This window comes from Pseudonocardia adelaidensis (genome assembly GCF_039543345.1).
Taxonomy (GTDB): domain Bacteria; phylum Actinomycetota; class Actinomycetes; order Mycobacteriales; family Pseudonocardiaceae; genus Pseudonocardia; species Pseudonocardia adelaidensis.
In genome coordinates this window covers 1-21,901 of record NZ_BAABJO010000031.1, presented here as the reverse complement: position 1 = coordinate 21,901, position 21,901 = coordinate 1, and the positions used below count along the sequence as shown (strand labels likewise).

Below are 21,901 nucleotides of genomic sequence, written 5' to 3'. Positions count from 1 at the left end.
CTCCTTGGTACCGCAGAAGTGGCGTTCTTCGCACGGGTCCGATCGAGTGCCCACGGGTACGGTTCCCTGGTGACGAACCGGATGCTCCGCAAGGTGCTTGTCGCCAACCGCGGCGAGATCGCCATTCGCGCCTTCCGTGCCGCCTACGAACTGGGCGTGTCGACGGTGGCGGTGTTCCCGTACGAGGACCGCAACTCGCTGCACCGGGCGAAGGCCGACGAGTCCTACCAGATCGGCGAGCCCGGCCACCCGGTGCGGGCGTACCTGTCGGTCGAGGAGATCATCAAGGCCGCGCGGCGCGCGGGCGCGGACGCGATCTACCCCGGGTACGGGTTCCTGTCCGAGAACCCCGATCTCGCCGAGGCGTGCGAGCGCGAGGGCATCACGTTCGTCGGCCCGCCCACCGGGGTGCTGCACCTCACCGGCAACAAGGCGCGCGCGGTCGCGGCCGCCCGGGAGGCCGGGGTGGCGGTGCTGGCGTCGTCGCAGCCGTCGGACGACGTCGAGACGCTGATGGCCGCCGCCGACGAGGTCGGCTTCCCGATCTTCGTCAAGGCCGTGGCAGGTGGCGGTGGGCGCGGGATGCGCCGCGTCGACGAGCCGTCCGCCTTGCGCGAGGCGATCGAGGCGGCGATGCGGGAGGCCGAGTCGGCGTTCGGGGACGCCACGGTGTTCCTGGAGCAGGCGGTGGTGAACCCCCGCCACATCGAGGTGCAGATCCTCGCCGACGGTGACGGCAACGTCGTGCACCTCTACGAGCGCGACTGCTCGGTGCAGCGCCGCCACCAGAAGGTCATCGAGATCGCGCCTGCGCCGAACCTCGACCCGCAGCTGCGCGAGCGGATCTGCAACGACGCCGTCGCGTTCGCCCGCCACATCGGCTACGTCAACGCGGGCACCGTCGAGTTCCTGCTCGACGAGCGCGGCAACCACGTGTTCATCGAGATGAACCCGCGCATCCAGGTGGAGCACACGGTCACCGAGCAGGTCACCGATCGGGACCTGGTGATCGCCCAGCTGCGGATCGCGTCCGGCAGGACGTTGCCCGAGCTGCGGCTGAACCAGGAGGACGTCACGCTGAACGGCGCGGCGCTGCAGTGCCGGGTCACCACCGAGGACCCGCAGAACGGCTTCCGGCCCGACACCGGCACGATCAGCGCCTACCGCTCACCGGGCGGCCCGGGCGTGCGGCTCGACGGCGGCACCACCCACACCGGCGCCGAGGTGAGCGCCCACTTCGACTCCATGCTGGTGAAGCTCACCTGCTACGGCCACGACTTCCCGAACGCGGTGCGCCGGGCGCGGCGGGCGATCGCGGAGTTCCGGATCCGCGGCGTCTCCACGAACCTGCCGTTCCTCGGGGCCGTGCTCGACGACCCCGACTTCGCCGACGGCCGGGTCACCACGAGCTTCATCGACGAGCGCCCGCAGCTGCTCGAAGCGCGCAAGCCTGCCGACCGCGGCACGCGGGTGCTGAACTACCTCGCCGACGTCACGGTGAACAAGCCGAACGGGCCGAGGCCGCAGGTCGTCGAGCCGGTGGACAAGCTGCCCCGCTGCGACCTCGCCGCCCCCGCCCCGGAGGGTTCGCGGCAGCTGCTGCGCGAGCGGGGCCCCGAGGGCTTCGCCCGGTGGCTGCGGGAGCAGACCACGGTGCCCGTCACCGACACGACGTTCCGCGACGCCCACCAGTCGCTGCTCGCCACGCGCGTACGCACGCGCGACCTGCTGGCGGTCGCCCCGCACGTGGCCCACATGGCGCCGCAGCTGCTGTCGCTCGAGTGCTGGGGCGGTGCCACCTACGACGTGGCGTTGCGCTTCCTCGCCGAGGACCCGTGGGAACGGCTGGCCGCCATCAGCGAGGCGGTGCCGAACATCTGCACGCAGATGCTGCTGCGCGGGCGCAACACCGTGGGCTACACCCCGTACCCGACGGAGGTCACCGACGCCTTCGTCGAGGAGGCGGCCCGCACCGGGATGGACATCTTCCGGATCTTCGACGCGCTCAACGACGTCGAGCAGATGCGCCCGGCCATCGACGCCGTGCGCGCCACCGGCACCGGGGTCGCCGAGGTGGCGCTCTGCTACACCGCCGACCTGTCCGATCCGGCCGAGAAGCTCTACACGCTGGACTACTACCTGCGCCTCGCCGAGCAGATCGTCGAGGCAGGGGCCCACGTCCTCGCGATCAAGGACATGGCGGGCCTGCTGCGCCCGCCCGCGGCCCGCACGCTCGTCACGGCGTTGCGCGAGCGCTTCGACCTGCCGGTGCACCTGCACACGCACGACACGGCGGGCGGCCAGCTGGCCACCCTCGTCACGGCGATCGACGCGGGCGTGGACGCCGTCGACGCGGCCGTCGCCTCCATGGCAGGCACCACCAGCCAGCCGTCGCTCTCCGCCCTGGTCGCCGCCACCGACCACACCGACCGCCCCACCGGCCTCTCGCTGGAGGCGGTCGGCGACCTGGAGCCGTACTGGGAGGCCGTGCGGAAGGTGTACGCGCCGTTCGAGGCGGCGCTGCCGTCGCCCACCGGGCGGGTCTACCACCACGAGATCCCCGGCGGTCAGCTGTCCAACCTGCGCCAGCAGGCCATCGCGCTCGGGCTGGGCGACCGGTTCGAGCTGATCGAGGACTGCTACGCGGCCGCCGACCGGATGCTGGGGCGGCTGGTCAAGGTCACCCCCTCCTCGAAGGTGGTGGGCGACCTCGCGCTGCACCTGGTCGGCGCCGGGGTGGAACCCGAGGACTTCGAGGCCGAGCCGGGCCGGTTCGACGTGCCCGACTCGGTGATCGGGTTCCTGCGCGGCGAGCTGGGCGACCCGCCCGGCGGCTGGCCCGAGCCGTTCCGCAGCCGGGCCCTGGAGGGTCGTTCCGCGGACCGCGAGGCGGCGGAGCTGTCCGACGAGGACCGCGCAGCGCTGAAGGACGACCGCCGGGGCACCCTGAACCGGCTGCTCTTCCCCGGCCCGACGAAGGAGTTCCTCGCCCACCGCGAGGCCTACGGCGACACGTCCGTGCTCTCGACCCGGGACTTCCTCTACGGGCTCGAGTCCGACGTCGAGCACACCGCGCGGCTGGAGCAGGGCGTCACGCTGATCATCGAGCTGGAGGCGATCTCCGAGCCCGACGAGCGCGGCTTCCGCAACGTCGTCACCACGCTCAACGGCCAGCTGCGGCCGGTGTCGGTGCGGGACCGGTCGGTCGCCACCGACGTGAAGGCCGCGGAGAAGGCCGACCGGACCGACCCGAAGCAGGTGGCGGCCCCGTTCGCCGGTGTCGTGACGCTGCAGGTGGGTGAGGGCGACGAGGTCGAGGCGGGCCAGACCGTCGCCACCATCGAGGCGATGAAGATGGAGGCCTCGATCACCACGCACCAGGCAGGCAGGGTCGGGCGCCTCGCGATCGGCAAGGTGCAGCAGGTCGAGGGGGGCGACTTGCTCCTCGTCCTGGGATGACCCGGATCATCGCCGGGGCCGCGGGCGGGCGGCGGATCGCGGTGCCGCCCAAGGGCACCCGGCCCACATCGGACCGGGTGCGCGAGGCCCTGTTCTCCGCCCTCTCCGCGGATCCGGGGCTCGACGGCGCCGCCGTGCTCGACCTGTGCGCCGGGTCGGGGGCGCTGGGGCTGGAGGCGCTGTCGCGGGGGGCGGAGCACGCGCTGTTCGTCGAGTCCGACCGGCGTGCGGCCGGCGTGCTGCGCCGCAACGTCGACGCTCTCGGCGTGCCCGGCGCCGTCGTGCGCGTGGCCCCCGCCGCGGCGGTGCTCGCCGCGCCCGCCGAGCGCGCGTACGACGTCGTGCTCGTCGACCCGCCCTACGACGTGCCCGCCGCGGAGGTGGCCGGGTGGCTCCGCAGCGCGGAGGCGAACGGGTGGCTGGCCGAGGACGCCACCGTGGTCGTCGAGCGGGCGGGGCGCGACGGGCCGTTCCCGTGGCCCGCGCCACTGCGGCCGGTCCGTGAGCGTCGCTACGGAGAGACGACCCTGCACGTCGGGTTCCGGTACGGTCCCGGTCTGTGACGCGCGCCGTCTGTCCCGGATCGTTCGACCCGCCCACCAACGGGCACCTCGACGTCATCGGCCGCACTGCGGCGTTGTTCGACGAGGTCGTCGTCGCCGTGCTCGTGAACAAGTCCAAGAAGGGCATGTTCAGCGTGGACGAGCGGATGGCGATGCTCGTCGAGATCACGGCCCCGTACCCGAACGTCCGCGTGGACTCGTTCCACGGCCTGCTGGTCGACTACTGCCGCGCCCACGAGATCCAGGCGATCGTCAAGGGCCTGCGGGTGGTCACGGACTTCGACTACGAGCTGCAGATGGCCCAGATGAACCAGCGGCTGTCCGGAGTCGACACCCTGTTCATGTCGACGAGCCCGGAGTACGGCTTCGTGTCGAGCTCGCTGGTCAAGGAGGTCGCCACCTACGGCGGCGACGTCGGGCACCTGCTGCCCGAGACGGTCCACCGGCAGCTGCGGGAGCGGATCGCGGAGCGCGGGTAGCGGCCCAGGGCAGGTAGCCGGCGTCTGCATCACTCGTTCGGAACTTGACACGCGCGGGCCACGCCGAATACAGGGCTCGGGCGGACGGCGGTGAGAGGATGCGCAGCGTGTACCGGGTCTTCGAATCGCTCGACGCGCTGGTCACGGTCGTCGAGGAGGCTCGGGGCGTCCCGATGACCTCGAACTGCGTCGTGCCGCGCGGTGACGTGCTCGACCTGCTCGACGACGTGCGCGAGGCGCTGCCCGGTGAGCTCGACGACGCACAGGACGTCCTGGACCGGCGCGACGAGATCGTCGACGACGCCACGCAGGAGGCCGAGCAGACGCGCAGCGGCGCCCAGGCCGAAGCCGAGCAGCTGGTGTCGGACGCGCGCGAGGAGGCGGAGCGGCTGCTCGCCGAGGCGCGGGCGGAGGCCGAGCAGACGGTGGCGCGGGCCCGCCACGAGGCGGAGCGGGCGGTGGCGGAGGGCCGCCGGCAGTACGCCGAGCTCACCGACCGGGCGCAGGCGGATGCCGAGCGGATCGCCCACGCCGGCCGCGCCGCGCACGACCGGTACGTGGCCGACGGCCAGGCCGAGCAGGCGCGGCTCGTGTCGCAGAGCGAGGTCGTGCGCGCGGCGCAGGCCGAGGCGGCCCGGATCGTCGACAGCGCCGACGCCGAGGCCGAGCGGCTGCGCCAGGAGTGCGACGGCTACGTCGACGCGAAGCTCGCCGAGTTCGAGGACGCCCTCGGCAAGGCGCTGCGCACCATCAGCCGGGGCCGCAGCAACCTGTGGCGCGGCGGTCAGCAGAACGGCGCAGCCGGAGTTGGCCTGAACGGGCGCTCCGGTACGGGCATGGATCTCATCGACTGAGCACCGTCGAGGGTCTCTGATCGATCACCATCGGGGGACGGCGGCGACTCTCCGCGTTAGGCTCACCGCGTGGTGCGCCGTCCTGTCGAGCCGGATCCCTCGATCTGGTGGGAACGGTACGGTCACCGGCTGGAACCGGTGCCGTACACCGGGTGGGGGCCCGAACAGCCAGGGGGTGCAGTGAGTTCCACGGGGTCCGCGTCTCCGCTCGGTCCTCCGCAGGGGGAGCCCGGTGGCAGCGCGGCGGCGCTCGACGCCGACGCGATCCTCCGGGCCCGGCCCGACGAGCCGTCCATGGGATGGCGGCGCGCCGTGCTGCGGGCCACCGGAGGCATGATCAACCCGGGGCCGAGCGCGGCCGAGGTGCGCTGGCGCGACCTGGTGCACCGCATCCGGCGTCCGCTGATCCAGTCCCACCGCATCGCGGTCAGCTCCATCAAGGGCGGGGTCGGCAAGACCACGGTGTCCACGCTGCTCGGGCTCGTCATGGCCGAGAACCGCGGCGACCGCGTGATCGTCCTCGACGCCAACCCCGACGCCGGCACGCTCGCCGACCGGCTCACCGGGGAGTCCTCGGTCACCGTGCGGGAGCTGCTGCGCGACCTCGACCGCATCCACTCCTGGACCGAGGTCTCGCGGTACACGAGCCTGGCCGGGCGGCTGCAGGTGCTCGCGTCCGAGCAGGACCCGGCGTCCAGCGAGGCGTTCAGCCGCGAGGAGTACCAGCAGATCTGCGCGCTGCTCGACCGCTTCTTCAACATCATCATCACCGACTCGGGCACCGGACTGGTGCACTCGGCGATGGAGGGCACGCTCAAGCTCGCCGACAGCCTCATCGTGGTGGGCGCGCCCACCGTCGACGGCGCCGGGCGGGCCAGCAAGACGCTCGACTGGCTGCTGGCCCACGGCCACTCCGCGCTCGCCACGGAGGCGGTCGTCGTGCTGTCGTGCGACCGCACCAGCGCCGAGGTCGACCAGGACCGGATCCGCAAGCACTTCGCGGCGCGGAGCCGTGCGGTCGTCGAGATCCCGCACGACCCGCACCTCGCCACGGGCGGCCGGGTCGAGCTCGCCCACCTGCGCCCGGCCACGCGGGACGCGGCCTACGAGCTGGCCGCGCTGATGGCCGACCGCTTCGTCACATGAGCGAGACCAGCGAGGCGCTCGAGGGCAGATCGGGCGAGCTCACCGAGGACGCGATCGTCCGCTTCCGCGGTGAGCGACCCGAGCGGGGCTGGCGCAGCCTGCTGTACCGCCTCACCGGCGGGCTGGTGAACCCGGGCCTCGGCGCGGCCGAGCGGACCCGCCGCGACCGGTTGCGCCGGATCCGCCGCGGGGTGCCGGGCACGCACCAGATCGCTGTGAGCTCGATCAAGGGCGGGGTCGGCAAGACCACCGTGTCGGCGTGCCTCGGCCTCGTGCTCGCGGAGCACCGCGGCGACCGGGTGATCGCCCTCGACGCCAACCCGGACGCAGGCACGCTCGCCGACCGGCTCACCGGCGACACGTCGGTCACCGTGCGCCACATGCTGGAGCACCTGGAGTCCGCGTACTCCCTCGCCGACGTGGCCCGGTACACGAGCCTGGCCGGACGGCTGCAGGTGCTCGCCTCCGAGCAGGACCCCGCGATGAGCGAGGCGTTCGACCGCGCCGGGTACGAGCGGGTCTGTTCGGTGCTCACCCGCTTCTACAACGTCATCATCACCGACTCGGGCACCGGGCTCGTGCACTCGGCGATGGAAGGCACGCTCGCGCTGGTCGACAGCCTCGTCGTGGTCGGCGCCCCCACGGTGGACGGCGCGAGCCGGGCCAGCAAGACCCTCGACTGGCTCGTGGCGCACGGCTACGCGGCCGCGGTCGCGAACGCCGTGGTCGTGCTGTCGTGCGACCGGAAGAGCGCTGAGGTCGACCCGAAGCGCGTGCGCGGGCACTTCGAGTCCCGCTGCCGCGGTGTCGTGGACATCCCGCACGACCCGCACCTCGCCTCCGGCGGCCGCATCGAGCTCGAGCGGCTGCGCCCGGCCACCCACGACGCGTTCCTCGCACTGGCCGCCCTGCTCGCCGACGGTTTCGGCGGCCGCCCGGCCGACCGGAGGGCCTAGGTGTAGTGGTCCCCGCCGGGAACCACTAGCAACGACACGAGCCCCGCTGCACCAGGTGCAGCGGGGCTCGCGCGTCGCCGGGAAGGTCAGTCGTCGTCGCCGGAGTCGCCGCCGTCGTCGTGGCCCTTGTCCGACTTCTTGTCGGACTTGCCGCCGTCGTCGTCCTTGTCGCCGTGGTCGGACTTCTTGTCGGAGTCGTCGTCGGAGTCCTTCTTCTTGTGGTCCCCGTCGTCCTCCTTGTCCTTGCGGTCGGAGTCCTTGTGGCCGGAGCCCTTGCGGTCGTCCCGGTCGCTCTTGTCGCGACCCTTCTTGTCGTCCTCGTCGGAGTCGCTCTTGTCGGAGTCGCTCTTGTGGTGGCGGTTCTTCGACTCCTCGCGGTCCTTGTCGCGCTTGCGCTCGGCCTTGCCGCTGGGGCGCTTGTGGTCGCCGTCGTCGTCCCGGTCGGCCTTGTCGGAGTCGGCCTTGTCGGAGTCGCTCTTGTGGTGGCGGTTCTTCGACTCCTCGCGGTCCTTGTCGCGCTTGCGCTCGGCCTTGCCGCTGGGGCGCTTGTGGTCGCCGTCGTCGTCCCGGTCGGCCTTGTCGGAGTCGGCCTTGTCCGAGTCGGCCTTGTCGCCGCGCTTGCCGTCATCGTCGTCGTCACCGCCCAGCAGGCGGTCGGCGATGCCCCGGACCCCGTTGTGGTCGTCGTCCCGGTCGGACTTGTCGCCGCGGTCGGACTTGCGGTCGTCGTCGCCGCTGTCGGACCGGTCGTCGTCGCGGTCGCCCCGGTCGGAGAGCCAGCCCGAGCGGTCGTTCCGGTCGTCGCCGTCGTCGCCGCGTTCCTTGTTGCGCTCGCGGCGCGCGTCGCTGTCGCCGTGGTCGTCGTCGCGGCTGGAGCCGCCGAGCAGCGCACCGCCCACGCCGCGCACGACGTCGCCGAGCCCGCCACCGTGGTCGCCGCTCTCGCCGCTGCTGTTGCCGCTGTTGTTGCTGCTGCTGTCGTCGGCGCCGCGGGCCTCGCGCCTGTTGGCGCTCTCGTCCCGGTTGGTGGTGTCGCCCTGGCCGAGCGCGCTGCCCAGCGCGCTCGCCACCGACCGGACGGGCTCCTCGGCCCTGTCGCCACCGTTGTCGCCCGCCGCCTTGCCGGCGGCGGCGTTCTGGTCGCCACCGTTCGCGTCGTGCGAGCCGCCATCGGCGAGGATGTCGGGGGTGTTCGGGCGCTCCGGGTCGGGCGGCGCGGTGGTGCCGACGTCGCCGCGCTCCTCGTCGCCGTCGTCGCGGCGCGGGCTGGTGGCCGGCTCCTGCTGGCCGGCGGCCTTGTGCTCCTGGTCGTCGTCCTTGTCGCCGGGGTCGGGACGGCCCGCGACGACCGCCTTCACCCGTTCGACGACGTGGGTGGTCTTGACGTTGTCCTTGTCGGCGGGCAGCGGGGAGCTGAGGGCCTGCTCCACGCCGTTGCGCAGGTCGGTGAGCGCCTGGGCGGCGTGGTCACGCTGCTGCCGGCGGATGTCCCGCTGGGACTGGAGCTGCCGCAGGGCCTCCTGGTAGTCCGGGGAGGCGGCGGTGCTGGTGGACTCGCTGAGGGTGCGCTCGACGGCGTCGAGCTGGGCCTGCGCCGAGGTCAGCTCCGCGGTGCGGTCGGGCAGGGCCTTGAACGCCTCGAGCTGGGACATCAGGGTGGCGCGTTGCTGCTCGAGCAGCGCCTTGCGGTCCTTGAGGGCCTGCACGGCCGCCGGCTCCTGCGCGCGGCGCTTCTCGGGAAGGGCGAGCCAGCTGGCCTCGGCCTGGGCGACCGCGTCGAGCTGGCTGCTGAGCGACGCGAGCGTGACCTCCGCCTTGCTCGCCCACACGTCGGCGTCCATCGACGGGTCGTTCGCCGCCTGCGGCGGCAGCGGGGTGGGCGCCGTGGGAATGACGTTGTTGGTGACGAAGTAGCTGGCGCCACCGGCCACGAGGCTGGCGATGGCCACGCTCGCGATCGCGCGGCGCCGCACGTGCGTGCCGGCGTTCTTGCGGTCGGCCGCCGTGCGCGCCGGCTTCTGCTTCTTGACCCGCTTCGACGTGATGGTGCGGACCGTGCGGGCGGAAGGGAGCGAGGCGGGCGACAGCGTGGGGGGAGACACCGCCCACGCCGCGGCCGGGCTCCACTCGCGGTCGGGCACCGCTGCCGGCTCGGGCCCGTCCTCGCGGGGCGCACCGAGGGCCGCGGGCAGCTCGGTGGTCGGCTGCTCGGACGGCTCGCCGTCCGGCGCCTTCACGATCGGTTGTGTGATCTCTTCTGAGTGTGCGACTTCCGAGTGTGCGACGTGCGACTCTGCGACCTCGGCCGCCGGCGGGGCCGCGGATGCCTCCATCCGGGCCGCGTGGCGGGCCTTGCGGGCCGCCGCCCGGTGGGCGGGCGAGCAGTACAGGCGGCGCGGGCCGCCGTCGTTCGGCTGCTCGACGGTCTCGCTGCATCCGGGCAGGGCACACAGCTGTGGCCCGTCGGTCATGTCGTCCCCCCAAGGACAGCTCAGCGCTGCCGTGTGTCGTCGTCACGGCGTGCCTTCACCCGATCGGGAGAAGCGTACTGCCAATCGGGTGGCGGCACGATGTCGAGTCGACCTTGTACAGATGAAGTTGCTCTCCGTGATCGACTCGACTTCGATCGGTCACGATGAACCGCTTCGGTCGTTCGATTGTTGTACGATCCTTCAAAGCGCACAACCCCTGCATGCCAGAACCGCTGGAGGCGAGTTGACCACCGAGGCCTTGGCCGCCGACCGCGCCCTGCTGTCGCGGACGAGCACCGCTGAGCGGGTCGCGGCCATCCTGCGCACACGCATCATCGAGGGCTACTTCCCGCCCGGCACCCGGCTCGCCGAGGACGCCATCGGCAGCGCACTCGGTGTTTCCCGCAACACCCTGCGCGAGGCGTTCCGGCTCCTGTCGCACGAGCGGCTGCTCACGCACGAGCTCAACCGCGGGATGTTCGTGCGGACGCTCTCGGTCGAGGACGTGGTCGACCTGTACCAGATGCGCAGGCTCGTCGAGTGCGGCGTGATCCGCGCGGTCACCGGGCCGCATCCGGGGCTCGCCGCCCTCGCCGCCGCCGTCGACGACGGGGAGGAGGCGCTGAGCAGCAGCGAGTGGCAGGCGCTCGGCACGGCCAACATCAAGTTCCACCAGGCGCTCGTGGCGCTCGCGGGCAGCCCCCGCGCCGACGATCTGATGGGCGGCATCCTCGCCGAGCTGCGGCTCGTGTTCCACGTGATGGCCGATCCGCGGCGGTTCCACGAGCCCTACCTCGCCCGCAACCGGCAGATCCTGCAGCAGCTGCAGCGGGGTGACGGCCCCGGTGCGGCCGAGGCGCTGGACGTCTACCTGCGCGACGCCGAGAACCAGCTCGTGCAGGCCTTCGCCGAGCAGGGGGTCGAGGCGGCACCGTGATCGGGCCCGCGAACCGCTCGAGCGGGGCCGGGGCAAGATAGGCACGTTCGCGGTCGGACCGGGGGAACGGGTAACGCATGCCGAAGCGATCGTTTGCACCGGCGGACGCGGGGGCCGCCCAGCAGGAGCCGACGCCGGAGCGCCCCGCGCCGGAGAACCCGGCATCGGAGGACTCGACGGTGCCGGTCGAGCCCGAGGCGCCCCCCCAACCGGTGCTGCCCGAGCCGCCGCGTCCAGCGCCGGTCCCGCACGCGCGACCGGTTGTCGAACCGCCCGCCCCGCTCCCGCCCACGGTGGAGCGGCCCGCCGTGGATCCGCGCTCCCACACCGCGTCCGAGCTGACGGAGTACACGATCGTCCGCAGGCGGTCGGACAAGCCGGGTACGGGCTGGCGCCGGGCCGTGCACGTCGCGAGCGGCGGCCTGGTCAACCCGGGGATCGGCCCGGACGAACAGCGCAGGCAGGAGCTGGCGCTGCGGATCCGGTGCCCGCTGCGGGGTCCGCGGCAGATCGCGGTCGGGTCGATGAAGGGCGGGGTCGGCAAGACCACGGTCACCGCGATGCTGGGGCTGATGCTCGCCGAGCACCGCGGCGACCGGATCGTGGCCCTCGACGCCAACCCGGATGCCGGCACGCTCGCCGACCGGCTCACGGGCCGCACCGACTCCACCGTGCGCGACCTGCTCGACTCGCTGGGCAACGTCGGGTCGTTGAGCGACATCGCCCGGTTCACCACGCTGTCGGGCAGGCTCCAGGTGCTCGCCTCGGAGCAGGATCCGGCCCGTGGCGAGGCGTTCGACCGGGCCGAGTACGAGCGCGTGTGCGCAGTGCTGACCCGCTTCTACAACGTCGTCGTCACCGACTCCGGCACCGGCATGGTGCACTCGGCGATGGACGGCACGCTCGCGCTCGCGAACGGCCTGGTGGTCGTCGGGTCCCACACCGTCGACGGCGCGAGCCGCGCGAGCAAGACCCTGGACTGGCTGGTGGCGCACGGGCACCACGAGCTCGTCGAGCGGGCGGTCGTCGTGCTGTCCTGCGACCGGACGAGCCCCGAGGTCGACGGTGAGCGGCTCGTCGCCCACTTCGAGGCGCGCTGCCGAGGCGTCGTGCTCGTGCCCCGCGACCCGCACCTGGCCACCGGCGGCCGGATCGAGCTCGAAAAGCTGAGCCAGGCCACGTCGGATGCCTTCCTCGAGCTGGCCGCACTCGTCGCCGACGACTTCGGCAACCCCCCGCCGGTCCGCCGGGAGTAGGGGACATCCGCTGCGCGGTTCCCGGACCCGCGTGGCAGCCGCGAGAGGGCAACGGCACCATGCCTGCTGTGAAGATCTTGCGAACGCAGTCACGGACCGCGGCGGTGCGCCTGCTCGTCGGAGTGGCGACGGTCGCGCTGTGGACGTCGGGATGCTCGTCGAGCGTCCCGGGCGAGGCGTCCCCCGCGTCCGACGACCGGCCGGGCGCGAGCGCGTCGCCGTCGCCGTCGCGCTCGTCGGGCCGGCCCGCCGCAGGGACCTGCCAGATCAAGGTCTCGTCGAACGGGTCCATCGTGAGCCGCGGCGCGGGTGGGCGGACGATCACGACGAACGGCCGCACCTCCTTCTCGTGCGGCCGGGGACCGCTGATCGCGATCGAGTCGATCGACTCGTCGGGGGTGACCTTCTCCGCGGACGGGGCCACCGTGCCGGTGGCGCCAGGGGGCACCGAGACGGTCGGCGCGTACCGGATCACGGTGAGCAGTGCGGACTCCGGCGGCGCCGAGTTCCAGGTCGAGCCCGCCTGATCGCCGGCCCGGGGTAGCCTGCCCCCGTGCCGAGATCATCGGCGATCGGCCGGGGCCGGGGGGTGGACTGGTGAGCTCGGAGGACGCGGACCCGTATCCCGGGCCGGAGATCGGGGCAGCGGACCTCACCGACGACACGATCGTCCGCCGCCGGGTCGACCGGCCGCAGGGCGGCTGGCGCGGGGCGGTGTTCGCCGCGAGCCGCGGGTTGCTCAACCCGGGTGTGGGCCCCGAGGAGCACGCGTTCCGGGATCAGGTGCGCCGCATCCGGCGCCCCCTCGGCAGCGCCCACCAGATCGGTATCACCTCGATCAACGGCGGCGTCGGGAAGACCACCGTGGCGGCCTGCGTCGGGCTGGTGCTCGCCGAGCACCGGGGCGACCGCGTGGTGGCGCTCGACGCGAGCCAGAACGCCGGCACGCTCGCCGACCGGCTCACCGGCGACACGTCCACCACCGTGCGGGACATGCTGGGAGAGATCGACTCGCTGACCTCCCTCGCCGACGTCTCCCGGTTCACGAGCCTCGCCGGCAGGCTGCAGGTGCTCGCCTCCGAGCAGGACCCCGCGATGAGCGAGGGTATGGACCGTGCCGAGTACGAGCGCGTCTGCGAGGTGTTGCGCCGCTTCTACAACGTGGTGATCACGGACTCGGGCAGCGGCCTCGTCCACTCGGCGGTCGGCGGCACGCTCGCGCTCGCGGACAGCCTGGTGATCGTCGGGTCGCCCACGGCGGACGGGGCCACCCGGGTGAACAAGACCCTCGACTGGCTCCTCGTGCGCGGTCCCGCCGAGCGCGTGGCCGACGCGATGCTCGTGCTCACCTGCGACCGCGCAAGCAAGCACATCGACACCGAGCGGGTGCGCCGCCACTTCGAGGCGCGCTGCCGGGCGGTGGTGGAGGTGCCGTTCGACCCGCACCTCGCCACCGGCGCCCTGATCGACATGGCCCGCGTGCGGCCGGCCACGCTCGACGCGTTCCGCGCGATCGCCGCCCACCTCGCCGACCGGTTCGACGCCACCCCCGTCGGGGTGGGGGCGGAGATGGTGGCGGTGGACGGGGTGTGACGGGCTGCTGCTGACGCACCCCGTGTCGCCCGGCACACCCCTGTGGTCCGGCGCTGCCGCTCGCCGGGGGGTGTGAGGGGAGACGGGGTGCGGGAACGGGCGTCACGGCAGCACGATCAGAGGTCCTCGCCCAAAGCCGATCTTCCTTGCGTTGGGCGCCACCCACTGTCGGCGAGACCTGGCGCGTTCCGCTGGAACCCGGTGCGCGGGCCTCGAGGCCGCCGGTTGCACCTAGCCGGCCTCGGCGAACCGCAGCCGGATCCGCGCCCCGCCGAGCGCCGCGCGCTCGACGTGGATCGTCCCGCCGGTCGCTTCGACGGCGTCGCGGGCGATGTCGAGGCCGAGCCCGGTGCCCTCGGACCGGCTGCTCCTGCCGCGACTCAGGGCGGCGGCCGGGTCGGCGACGCCCGGTCCGGCGTCGTCCACGACGAGGCTGACCCACCCGGCGTGGCGGACCACCACGACGGCGAAGGCGGTGCCGGCCGGGGTGTGGGCGAAGACGTTGCCGAGCAGGACGTCGACGACGGCGCCGAGGTCGTCGGCGGCGAGCGCGATCGTGGCCGGGGCGGACGCGGTGTGCAGCTCGCACGGCCGCCCGCTGTGCTGCGCGAGCGCCGACCAGAAGCTCAACCGCTGCCGCACCACCTCCACCACGTCGCACCGGGCAGGCCCGTCGACGGCTGGTGCGGCGCGGATGAGGGCGTCCACGTCGCCCTGGAGGGATCCGACGGTCCGCCGCAGCCGGTCGGCGGCCGGGCCGTCCTCGATCGCGCTCGCGTCGAGGGCGAGCGCGGTGAGCGGGGTGCGCAGGCGGTGCGACAGGTCGGCGGCGATCCTGCGTTCGAGCGTGCGGGCCTCGGCGAAGCGGGCCGTCAGCGCGGCGAGGGAGGTGGCGAGCGCCTCGGTCTCGGGCACGTGCATGGGACGACTCCCGGATGGCGGGTCGTCGTTCCCGATCGCGGCCGCACCCGCGGTGAGCTCGGCGAGATCGGCGGCGACGGGGCGCAGCCCGCGGGCGGCCACGACCGCGGCCGCCCCCGCGGCGAGCGCACCGGCGGCGAGGAGCAGCGCCGCCCATCCCAGCTCCGCGGTGCCGGGGGCGACCGCGGGGACGAACACCTCGACGGTGGCCGGGCCGGCGGCCCGGACCAGCAGCGTCCCGCCCGGGCCGTGCCGGGAGGAGCCGACGGTCACCCCGTCGACGTGCACCGCCAACCTGCCCTCGCGGCCCGCGGGGGTGCGCGCGATACCGCGTAGCAGCGCCTCCCGGTCCGAGGTGACCTCGGCGAGGCTGACGAGTGCCGCGAGGTCGGCCTCCGACGCAGCCCGCAACCGGTCGCGCTCGTCGACCAGGTGCAGCACCAGCGCGATGGCGGTGACGGCGGTGACGGCGGCCCCGGCCGTCGCGAGGATCAGGCGGAGGACGAGGTGCCGCACGGGTCGATCAGCTTGACTCCCACCCCGCGGACCGTGTGCAGGAACCTCGGGTCGGCCGCGGTCTCACCGAGCTTGCGCCGCAGCCAGGACAGGTGCACGTCGATGGTCTGGTCGAGGTGCAGGTTCGGCTGGCGCCACACCTCGCGGCACAGCTCCGACTTCGACACGACCTTCCCGCTGCGCGCCGCGAGGTAGGCGAGCAGGTCGAACTCGCGGCGGGTCAGCGTGAGGAGCTCGTCCCCGAGCCGCGCCTCCCGCCGCTCACCGTCCACGACGAGTGGGCCGACCCGGATCGGTTGGTCGGCTTCGGGCGGCACGGACCTGGCCCGGCGCAGCACGGCGCCGACGCGCGCGCTGAGGTGTTCGCTCGAGAAGGGCTTCGTGACGTAGTCGTCGGCGCCCGCGTTGAGCAGCCGCACGATCGTCGGCTCGTCGGTGCGGGCCGTCGCGATGATCACCGGCACGTCGCTGACGCCGCGCAGCAGCCGCAGTGCCTCGAACCCGTCCAGGTCGGGCAGGCCCAGGTCCAGCACGACGAGGTCGACGTGGTCGTCGGTGACGGTGCGGAGGGCGTCGAGGGCGGTGCCGACCGGCTGCACGACGTGCCCGGCGTCGCGCAGCGCCCCCGTCATCGCCGTCCGGACGGCGTGGTCGTCCTCGACCAGCAACACCAGCGCCATGAACGCACCGTAGAGCACCTGCCTACGATGCGGCTCTCGGCGAGGTCGACGGGAGCATCGTGGCGGGGATCGAGCTGGACCGCGTCAGCAAGGTCTATGCCGACGGCACGCGCGCGGTCACCGACCTCTCCATCGACGTGATGGACGGCGAGTTCCTCGTGGTGGTCGGCCCGTCCGGCTGTGGCAAGACCACCGCACTGCGCATGATCGCGGGCCTGGAGCGGATCAGCGACGGCGAGGTGCGCATCGACGGCGAGGTCGTCAACGAGGTGCCCGCCCGCGACCGGGACGTCGCGATGGTGTTCCAGTCCTACGCGCTGTACCCGCACCTCACGGTGTTCGACAACATCGCGTTCGGGCTCACGCTGCGCAAGGTGCCGCGCTCCGTGGTCGAGCGCAGGGTGCGGGAGGTGGCCGAGGTGCTGGAGCTCGGCGAGCACCTGCGCCGCAAGCCGCGCCACCTGTCCGGCGGTCAGCGGCAGCGGGTGGCGATGGGGCGGGCGATCGTGCGCGAGCCTCGGGCGTTCCTGATGGACGAGCCGCTGTCCAACCTGGACGCCAAGCTCCGCATGCAGATGCGCGCCCAGATCGCCCGGATCCAGCGCGACCTGGGCGTCACCACCGTCTACGTCACGCACGACCAGACCGAGGCGATGACGCTCGGCGACCGCGTGGCCGTCGTGCGCGCGGGCGTGCTGCAGCAGATCGCGTCCCCGCAGGACCTCTACGACCAGCCCGTGGACATGTCCGTGGCCGGGTTCATCGGCGCGCCCGCGATGAACATGGTGATCGCCGGGTTCGACGTCGACGACGACGGCGGGGCCGCGGTCTCGTTCGGCGGGCACCGGCTCACCGTGCCGGGGATCGTGCTGCGCAGGCGGCCCGCGCTGCGCGCCTACGCCGGCAGGCGGCTGGTGCTCGGCATCCGGCCGGAGGACATGGAGGACGCCTCGATCGTCGGCGGCCCCGATGGCAGCACGATCGAGTCGGTCGCGGACCTGGTCGAGGCGATGGGTGCGGACGTGATGGTGCACTTCCCGGTGGCCGCCGAGCAGGCGCGCACCGAGGAGCGCGAGACGCTCGACCGGGAGTCGGGGCGTGTGCGCGCGGCGGACGGCGGCACCCTGCTCGTCGGCCGGTTCAGCCCGCGCACGCGGGTCTTCGAGGGACAGCCGATCACGGTCCGCGTCGACACCGAGGGGCTGCACTTCTTCGACCCCGAGACCGGCCGCTCGATCCGGCGTTGACCATGCGGGGGAAGCAGGTTGCCTTCGGGCTGGTCACGGCGTTCCTCGTCGTCGCCGGATGCGCTGGTCCGCAGCCCGCGCCGGCCCGGCCCGGGCCGCTCGCGGGGCAGACGATCGAGGTCCTCGCGGTCTGGTCGGACGAGGAGCAGGCGGCGTTCGAGCGGGTGCTCGACGTCTTCGAGCAGCGCACGGGGGCCACCGTCACCTACGTCTCGGGTGGCGACGAGGTACCCACCGTGCTCGCCACCCGGCTGGCAGGCGGCTCGCCCCCGGACGTCGCGGGCGTCGCCCAGCCCGCGCTGGTGCGCACGCTGGCCCGCGCCGGGTCGCTCGTGCCGCTGGACCCCAGCACCGAGTCCGTGATCGACGCCCAGTTCGCGCCGGTCTGGAAGGAGCTCGGCACGGTCGACGGCGAGCTGTACGGGTTCGTGTTCAAGGCCGCGAACAAGTCCACGGTCTGGTACGACGCCGGCCAGCTCGGTCCCGGCTTCGTGCCGCCGCGGACGTGGGACGAGTTCGTGGAGACGCTGCGGAAGCTGTCCGACACCGGGCGCACGCCGCTCTCGGTCGGCGGCGCCGACGGCTGGACCCTCACCGACTGGTTCGAGAACGTCTACCTGCAGACCGCAGGCGGGGCCATGTACGACCGGCTCGCGCGCCACGAGATCTCCTGGACCGACCCGTCCGTCCGCACCGCCCTGCAGACGCTGGGCCGGGTGTTCCGGCCGGAGTACCTGCCCGGCGGGATCTCGAGCGCCCTGCAGACCGAGTTCACCGAGTCGGTCGTGGACGTGTTCGGTGCGGACCCGAAGGCCTCGATCGTGTTCGAGGCGGACTTCGTGGCCGGCGCGATCGCGGAGAGCACCCCGGCGCGGGTCGGTGCGGACGCGCGGGTCTTCCCGTTCCCGCGGATCGGGCCGACGTCGTCCGTGGTGAGCGGTGGCGACACCCTGGTCGCTCTCACCGACGAGCCGGGCACGAAGGCGCTCATGCAGTTCCTGGCGAGCTCGGAGGCCGCGTCGATCTGGGCGGCGCAGGGCGGCTTCGTCTCGCCGAACCGGCAGGTCGCGCTGGACGAGTACCCCGACGACAGCACCCGCCAGATCGCCGAGGAGCTGGTGGGCGCGGACAACCTGCGCTTCGACATGTCCGACCTGATGCCGAGCGCGCTGGGCGCCACCCGGGGTGACGGCTTCTGGCGGGCGATGCAGGACTACCTCGCCGACCCGGCGCAGGTCGACCGGATCCTCGCCGAGCTCGAGGCCGAGGCCACCGCGGCGTACGAGGAGGGCGACTCGTGACCCGGCCGACCGGGCCGCTGTCGGGCGGGAGCCACCGGCTGGCTGCGCTCTTCCTCACGCCCGCGCTGCTGCTCGTGGTCGTCTTCCTCGTGTACCCGACCGCCTACTCGCTCGTCCGCAGCATGTTCGACGCCCGCGGCGACGAGTTCGTCGGCGTCGAGAACTACGTCACCGCGTTCACCGACGACCGCACGCTCGTCGCCCTGCGCAACAGCGTGATCTGGGTGCTCGTCGCCCCGAGCCTGGTGACCACGATCGGGCTCGTGCTCGCCGTGGTCACCGAGCGGATCCGGTGGGCCACCGCGTTCCGGCTGGTGATGTTCATGCCGCTCGCGATATCCCTGGTCGCCTCGGGGATCATCTTCCGCTTGGTCTACGAGGAGGACCCGGACCGCGGCCTCGTCAACGCCGTGGCGGTGTCGGTGCACGACGTGTTCTCGCCCGCCTCGCCCTACCAGGGGGCGCGCCCGCGGGAGGGCGGCGGGCTCGTCGTCGGGCCCGACGGCGCGCTGGAGACCGCACCGGTCGGGGCGCAGGGCGCGGTGGGACTGCCGATCACCGGCTTCGACCCCGTGGAGCTGCCGGCGCAGGCCGCCTCCGCGGTGCTGCCCGAGCCCGGTGCCGGGCTGCGCGGTCTGGTCTGGCTGGACGTCGGTGGCACCCCGGACCGCACCGGCGAGGTGGACGCGGGGGAGCGCGGCGTGCCGGGCATCGCCGTCGAGGTGTGGGAGGCGGGCCGGGTCGTCGCCACCGCGACCACCGGGGACGACGGGAGGTTCACCGTGCCCGACCTCACCGGCGGGCCCTACACCATCCGGTTGGCGGCGGCGAACTTCGCCGAACCGTTCCGCGGGCTGACCTGGCTCGGGCCGGTGCTGGTGACGCCGGTCGTGATAGCGGCCTGGCTGTGGATCATGACGGGGTTCGCGATGACGCTGATCGTGGCCGGGCTGGCGAGCATCCCGCGCGACGCGCTCGAGGCGGCGCGGGTGGACGGCGCCACCGAGTGGCAGGTGTTCCGGCGCGTGACGGTGCCGCTGCTCTCACCGGTGCTGCTCGTCGTTTTCGTGACGCTGGTGATCAACGTGCTGAAAGTGTTCGACCTGGTCTTCGTCATCGCGCCGGGCTCGGTGCAGGAGGAGGCGAACGTGCTCGCCCTGCAGGTGTGGCAGGTCTCCTTCGGGGCGGGTGGCGGCGACCAGGGCCTGGGCAGCGCGCTGGCCGTGCTGCTGTTCCTGCTGGTGCTGCCGGCGGTGGTGTTCAACATCAGGCGGTTCAGGGGGGACCGGTCGTGACCGTGCCCCGGCGGTCGGTGGCCGCGCGGGTGGTGGCCCGGTTGGGCGGGCCGGTCGTGCGGGTCGGGCTGGTGGCCGTCGCGCTGTTCTGGATGCTCCCGGTGCTCGGCCTGCTGGTGGCCTCGCTGCGGCCGGAGGCGAACAACGTGCGCAGCGGCTGGTGGACCGTCGTCACCGCGCCCGCGCAGCTCACGCTCGCCAACTACGCGGGCCTGCTGGCCGACCGGACCGTCATGGGCTCGCTGTGGAACACCGTGCTGATCGCCGTGCCGTCCACCGTGCTCGTGGTGGTCGTCGGGGCGTTCGCGGCGTACGCGCTGGCGTGGATCGAGTTCCCCGGACGGGACGTCGTGACGATCGGCGTCGTCGCGCTGCTGGTGGTGCCGGTCCAGGTGGCGCTCGTCCCCGTTGCCAAGCTGCTCGGCGGCATCGGCCTCTACGGCTCGATCCCCGGCCTCGTCGCGTTCCACGTCGCGTTCGGGATGCCGTTCGCGGTGTTCCTGCTGCGCAACTCGTTCGTGGGAATTCCGCGCGACCTGCTCGAGGCCGCCCGCCTCGACGGGGGGCGCGAGCTGCGCATATTCTGGCGGCTGGTGCTGCCGATCTCGCGGCCGGCCGTCGCGGCACTCGCGACCTTCCAGTTCCTCTGGGTGTGGAACGACCTGCTCGTGGCGCTGGTGTTCGCCGACGAGGCGTCCGCCCCGATCACGGTGGCGCTGCGCAGTCAGCTGCGGCAGTTCGGCAGCAACGTCGACGTGCTCGCCAGCGGCGCGTTCCTGTCGATGATCGTGCCGCTCGTCGTGTTCTTCGCGTTCCAGCGCGCATTCGTGCAAGGCGTCCTGGCGGGGTCGACGAAGTGAACGCCGAGCGTCTGCTGCACCATGATCCGAGTTCGCTCCCCGAACCATGGAGGTCCCTCTGATGTCGTCCGGTCGCGTCTTCGCGGTGGAGCCGTGGGTGGTGCGGGAGCCACGGTTGGATCTGGACCGGATGGGCCAGGTCGAGTCGGTGTTCGCGCTGTCCAACGGGCACATCGGGCTGCGGGCGAACCTCGACGAGGGCGATCCGCACGCGATGCCGGGGACGTACCTGAACTCGTTCTACGAGCGGCGGCCGCTGCCCTACGCGGAAGGCGGGTACGGGTACCCGGAGTCCGGGCAGACGATCATCAACGTCACCAACGGCAAGCTGATCCGGCTGCTGGTGGAGGACGAGCCGTTCGACCTGCGCTACGGCCGGTTGCGCCGCCACGAGCGGGTCCTCGATCTGCGGGCCGGCACGTTGTCACGGGACGTCGAGTGGGAGTCGCCCGCCGGCCGGGTGGTGCGGGTCCGTTCCACGCGGCTGGTGTCGCTCACCCAGCGGGCGATCGCCGCGATCGAGTACGAGGTGGAGGTCGTCGACGCCCCGGCCATGGTCGTCCTGCAGTCGGAGCTGGTGGCGAACGAGCAGCTGCCCGGCCGCAACGAGGCCGACCCGCGCGTCGAGGCGGCCCTCACCGACCCGTTGCGGGCCGAGCAGCACGGCTGCTCCGGCGCGGGCGCGTACCTCATCCACGGCACGCGCCGGTCGGGGCTCAACGTCGCGGCCGCGGTGGACCACGAGGTGCACGGCCCGGAGACCGCCGAGGTGACGTCGGAGGCGGCCGAGGACATCGCCCGCACCACGGTGATCGCGCGCCTCGAGCCGGGCAAGCCGCTGCGGCTGGTGAAGTACCTGGCCTACGGCTGGTCGTCACGTCGGTCGCTGCCCGCACTGCACGACCAGGTCCGGGCCGCGCTGGCGGCGGCCCGCTACACCGGCTGGGACGGGCTCGTCGCCGAGCAGCGGGCCTACCTCGACGAGTTCTGGGAGACCGCCGACATCGAGATCGACGGCGACGCCGAGCTCCAGCAGGCCGTGCGGCTGGCCACCTTCCACGTGCTGCAGGCCGGCGCACGGGTCGAGCGCCGCGCCATCGGGGCGAAGGGGCTCACCGGCGGGGGCTACGACGGCCACACCTTCTGGGACACCGAGACCTTCTGCCTGCCGGTGCTCGCGCACCTGGCCCCGCACGCGGCCGCGGACGCGCTGCGGTGGCGCCAGTCGATCCTGCCGCAGGCCTACGAGCGCGCCGAGCAGCTGGGCCTGCGCGGGGCGGCGTTCCCGTGGCGCACCATCCGGGGCCAGGAGTGTTCGGGCTACTGGCCCGCCGGCACCGCGGCGTTCCACATCAACGCCGACATCG

At 73.1% G+C, this 21,901-nt stretch carries 18 protein-coding genes; 15 read left to right on the top strand and 3 right to left on the bottom strand.

All coding sequences use genetic code 11. The features are described from left to right. Positions 1–81: 81 nt before the first annotated feature. The 6 genes from ABEA81_RS31725 (at position 82) to ABEA81_RS31700 (ending at position 7,457) form a co-directional block, all read left to right on the top strand. Positions 82–3,459: a pyruvate carboxylase gene (locus ABEA81_RS31725; protein ID WP_345610364.1), complete on the top strand. Its 3,378-nt coding sequence runs from the start codon at positions 82–84 to the stop codon at positions 3,457–3,459. Beyond that, on the top strand, positions 3,456–4,022 hold the full coding sequence (gene rsmD / locus ABEA81_RS31720) for a 16S rRNA (guanine(966)-N(2))-methyltransferase RsmD (RefSeq protein ID WP_345610202.1): 567 nt from the start codon (positions 3,456–3,458) through the stop codon (positions 4,020–4,022). The genes ABEA81_RS31725 and rsmD overlap by 4 nt, the downstream gene beginning before the upstream one ends. After that, entirely contained in the window at positions 4,019–4,501 is a 483-nt protein-coding gene (coaD, locus tag ABEA81_RS31715; RefSeq protein ID WP_345610200.1) for a pantetheine-phosphate adenylyltransferase, read from the top strand. Before rsmD ends, coaD begins: the two co-directional genes overlap by 4 nt. A 107-nt stretch (positions 4,502–4,608) precedes the next feature. Further along, the gene (locus ABEA81_RS31710; protein ID WP_345610363.1) at positions 4,609–5,355 is read left to right on the top strand and encodes a DivIVA domain-containing protein; all 747 of its coding nucleotides are present in this window, start codon (positions 4,609–4,611) and stop codon (positions 5,353–5,355) included. Positions 5,356–5,535: 180 nt separating this feature from the next. Further along, positions 5,536–6,501 carry a MinD/ParA family ATP-binding protein gene (locus ABEA81_RS31705; RefSeq protein WP_345610198.1) on the top strand — a complete coding sequence of 322 codons (966 nt, stop codon included), beginning with the start codon at positions 5,536–5,538 and terminating at the stop codon, positions 6,499–6,501. Beyond that, on the top strand, positions 6,498–7,457 hold the full coding sequence (locus tag ABEA81_RS31700; RefSeq protein ID WP_345610196.1) for a MinD/ParA family ATP-binding protein: 960 nt from the start codon (positions 6,498–6,500) through the stop codon (positions 7,455–7,457). Before ABEA81_RS31705 ends, ABEA81_RS31700 begins: the two co-directional genes overlap by 4 nt. Before the next feature lie 86 nt (positions 7,458–7,543). Here the strand turns inward: ABEA81_RS31700 and ABEA81_RS31695 are convergent, their stop codons facing one another. Then, positions 7,544–9,928, bottom strand: a complete 2,385-nt coding sequence (locus tag ABEA81_RS31695) for a hypothetical protein (protein ID WP_345610194.1) — start codon at positions 9,926–9,928, stop codon at positions 7,544–7,546. 244 nt (positions 9,929–10,172) lie between these two features. Here ABEA81_RS31695 and ABEA81_RS31690 point away from each other — a divergent pair, with 244 nt between their 5' ends. From ABEA81_RS31690 to ABEA81_RS31675, 4 genes are all read left to right on the top strand, one after another. Continuing rightward, positions 10,173–10,865, top strand: a complete 693-nt coding sequence (locus tag ABEA81_RS31690) for a GntR family transcriptional regulator (RefSeq protein WP_345610192.1) — start codon at positions 10,173–10,175, stop codon at positions 10,863–10,865. A 77-nt stretch (positions 10,866–10,942) separates the two neighbouring features. Next, the gene (locus tag ABEA81_RS31685; RefSeq protein WP_345610190.1) at positions 10,943–12,121 is read left to right on the top strand and encodes a MinD/ParA family ATP-binding protein; all 1,179 of its coding nucleotides are present in this window, start codon (positions 10,943–10,945) and stop codon (positions 12,119–12,121) included. A 68-nt stretch (positions 12,122–12,189) separates the two neighbouring features. Beyond that, complete coding sequence (locus tag ABEA81_RS31680) at positions 12,190–12,648, top strand: hypothetical protein (protein WP_345610188.1); 459 nt, start codon at positions 12,190–12,192, stop codon at positions 12,646–12,648. A gap of 70 nt (positions 12,649–12,718) precedes the next feature. Then, positions 12,719–13,714 (top strand): MinD/ParA family ATP-binding protein, encoded by a 996-nt coding sequence (locus ABEA81_RS31675; RefSeq protein ID WP_345610187.1) that lies wholly within the window; start codon positions 12,719–12,721, stop codon positions 13,712–13,714. A gap of 231 nt (positions 13,715–13,945) precedes the next feature. Here ABEA81_RS31675 and ABEA81_RS31670 read toward each other — a convergent pair whose 3' ends face one another. Together ABEA81_RS31670 and ABEA81_RS31665 are read right to left on the bottom strand one after the other, a co-directional pair. Beyond that, the gene (locus ABEA81_RS31670; protein WP_345610185.1) at positions 13,946–15,151 is read right to left on the bottom strand and encodes a sensor histidine kinase; all 1,206 of its coding nucleotides are present in this window, start codon (positions 15,149–15,151) and stop codon (positions 13,946–13,948) included. Continuing rightward, complete coding sequence (locus tag ABEA81_RS31665) at positions 15,127–15,831, bottom strand: response regulator transcription factor (protein WP_345610361.1); 705 nt, start codon at positions 15,829–15,831, stop codon at positions 15,127–15,129. The genes ABEA81_RS31670 and ABEA81_RS31665 overlap by 25 nt, the downstream gene beginning before the upstream one ends. A 59-nt stretch (positions 15,832–15,890) precedes the next feature. Here ABEA81_RS31665 and ABEA81_RS31660 point away from each other — a divergent pair, with 59 nt between their 5' ends. The 5 genes from ABEA81_RS31660 to ABEA81_RS31640 all read left to right on the top strand — a co-directional run. Continuing rightward, entirely contained in the window at positions 15,891–17,078 is a 1,188-nt protein-coding gene (locus ABEA81_RS31660) for an ABC transporter ATP-binding protein (protein ID WP_345610183.1), read from the top strand. Between the two features lie 2 nt (positions 17,079–17,080). Next, a complete protein-coding gene (locus ABEA81_RS31655; RefSeq protein ID WP_345610360.1) occupies positions 17,081–18,379 on the top strand; it encodes an ABC transporter substrate-binding protein in 1,299 nt (432 codons plus the stop codon). Then, positions 18,376–19,674 (top strand): ABC transporter permease, encoded by a 1,299-nt coding sequence (locus tag ABEA81_RS31650; RefSeq protein ID WP_345610181.1) that lies wholly within the window; start codon positions 18,376–18,378, stop codon positions 19,672–19,674. The genes ABEA81_RS31655 and ABEA81_RS31650 overlap by 4 nt, the downstream gene beginning before the upstream one ends. Continuing rightward, a complete protein-coding gene (locus ABEA81_RS31645) occupies positions 19,671–20,534 on the top strand; it encodes a carbohydrate ABC transporter permease (RefSeq protein ID WP_345610179.1) in 864 nt (287 codons plus the stop codon). Before ABEA81_RS31650 ends, ABEA81_RS31645 begins: the two co-directional genes overlap by 4 nt. 61 nt (positions 20,535–20,595) lie before the next feature. Beyond that, a partial coding sequence (locus ABEA81_RS31640; RefSeq protein WP_459077161.1) for a glycoside hydrolase family 65 protein occupies positions 20,596–21,901 on the top strand: 1,306 nt, incomplete at its 3' end.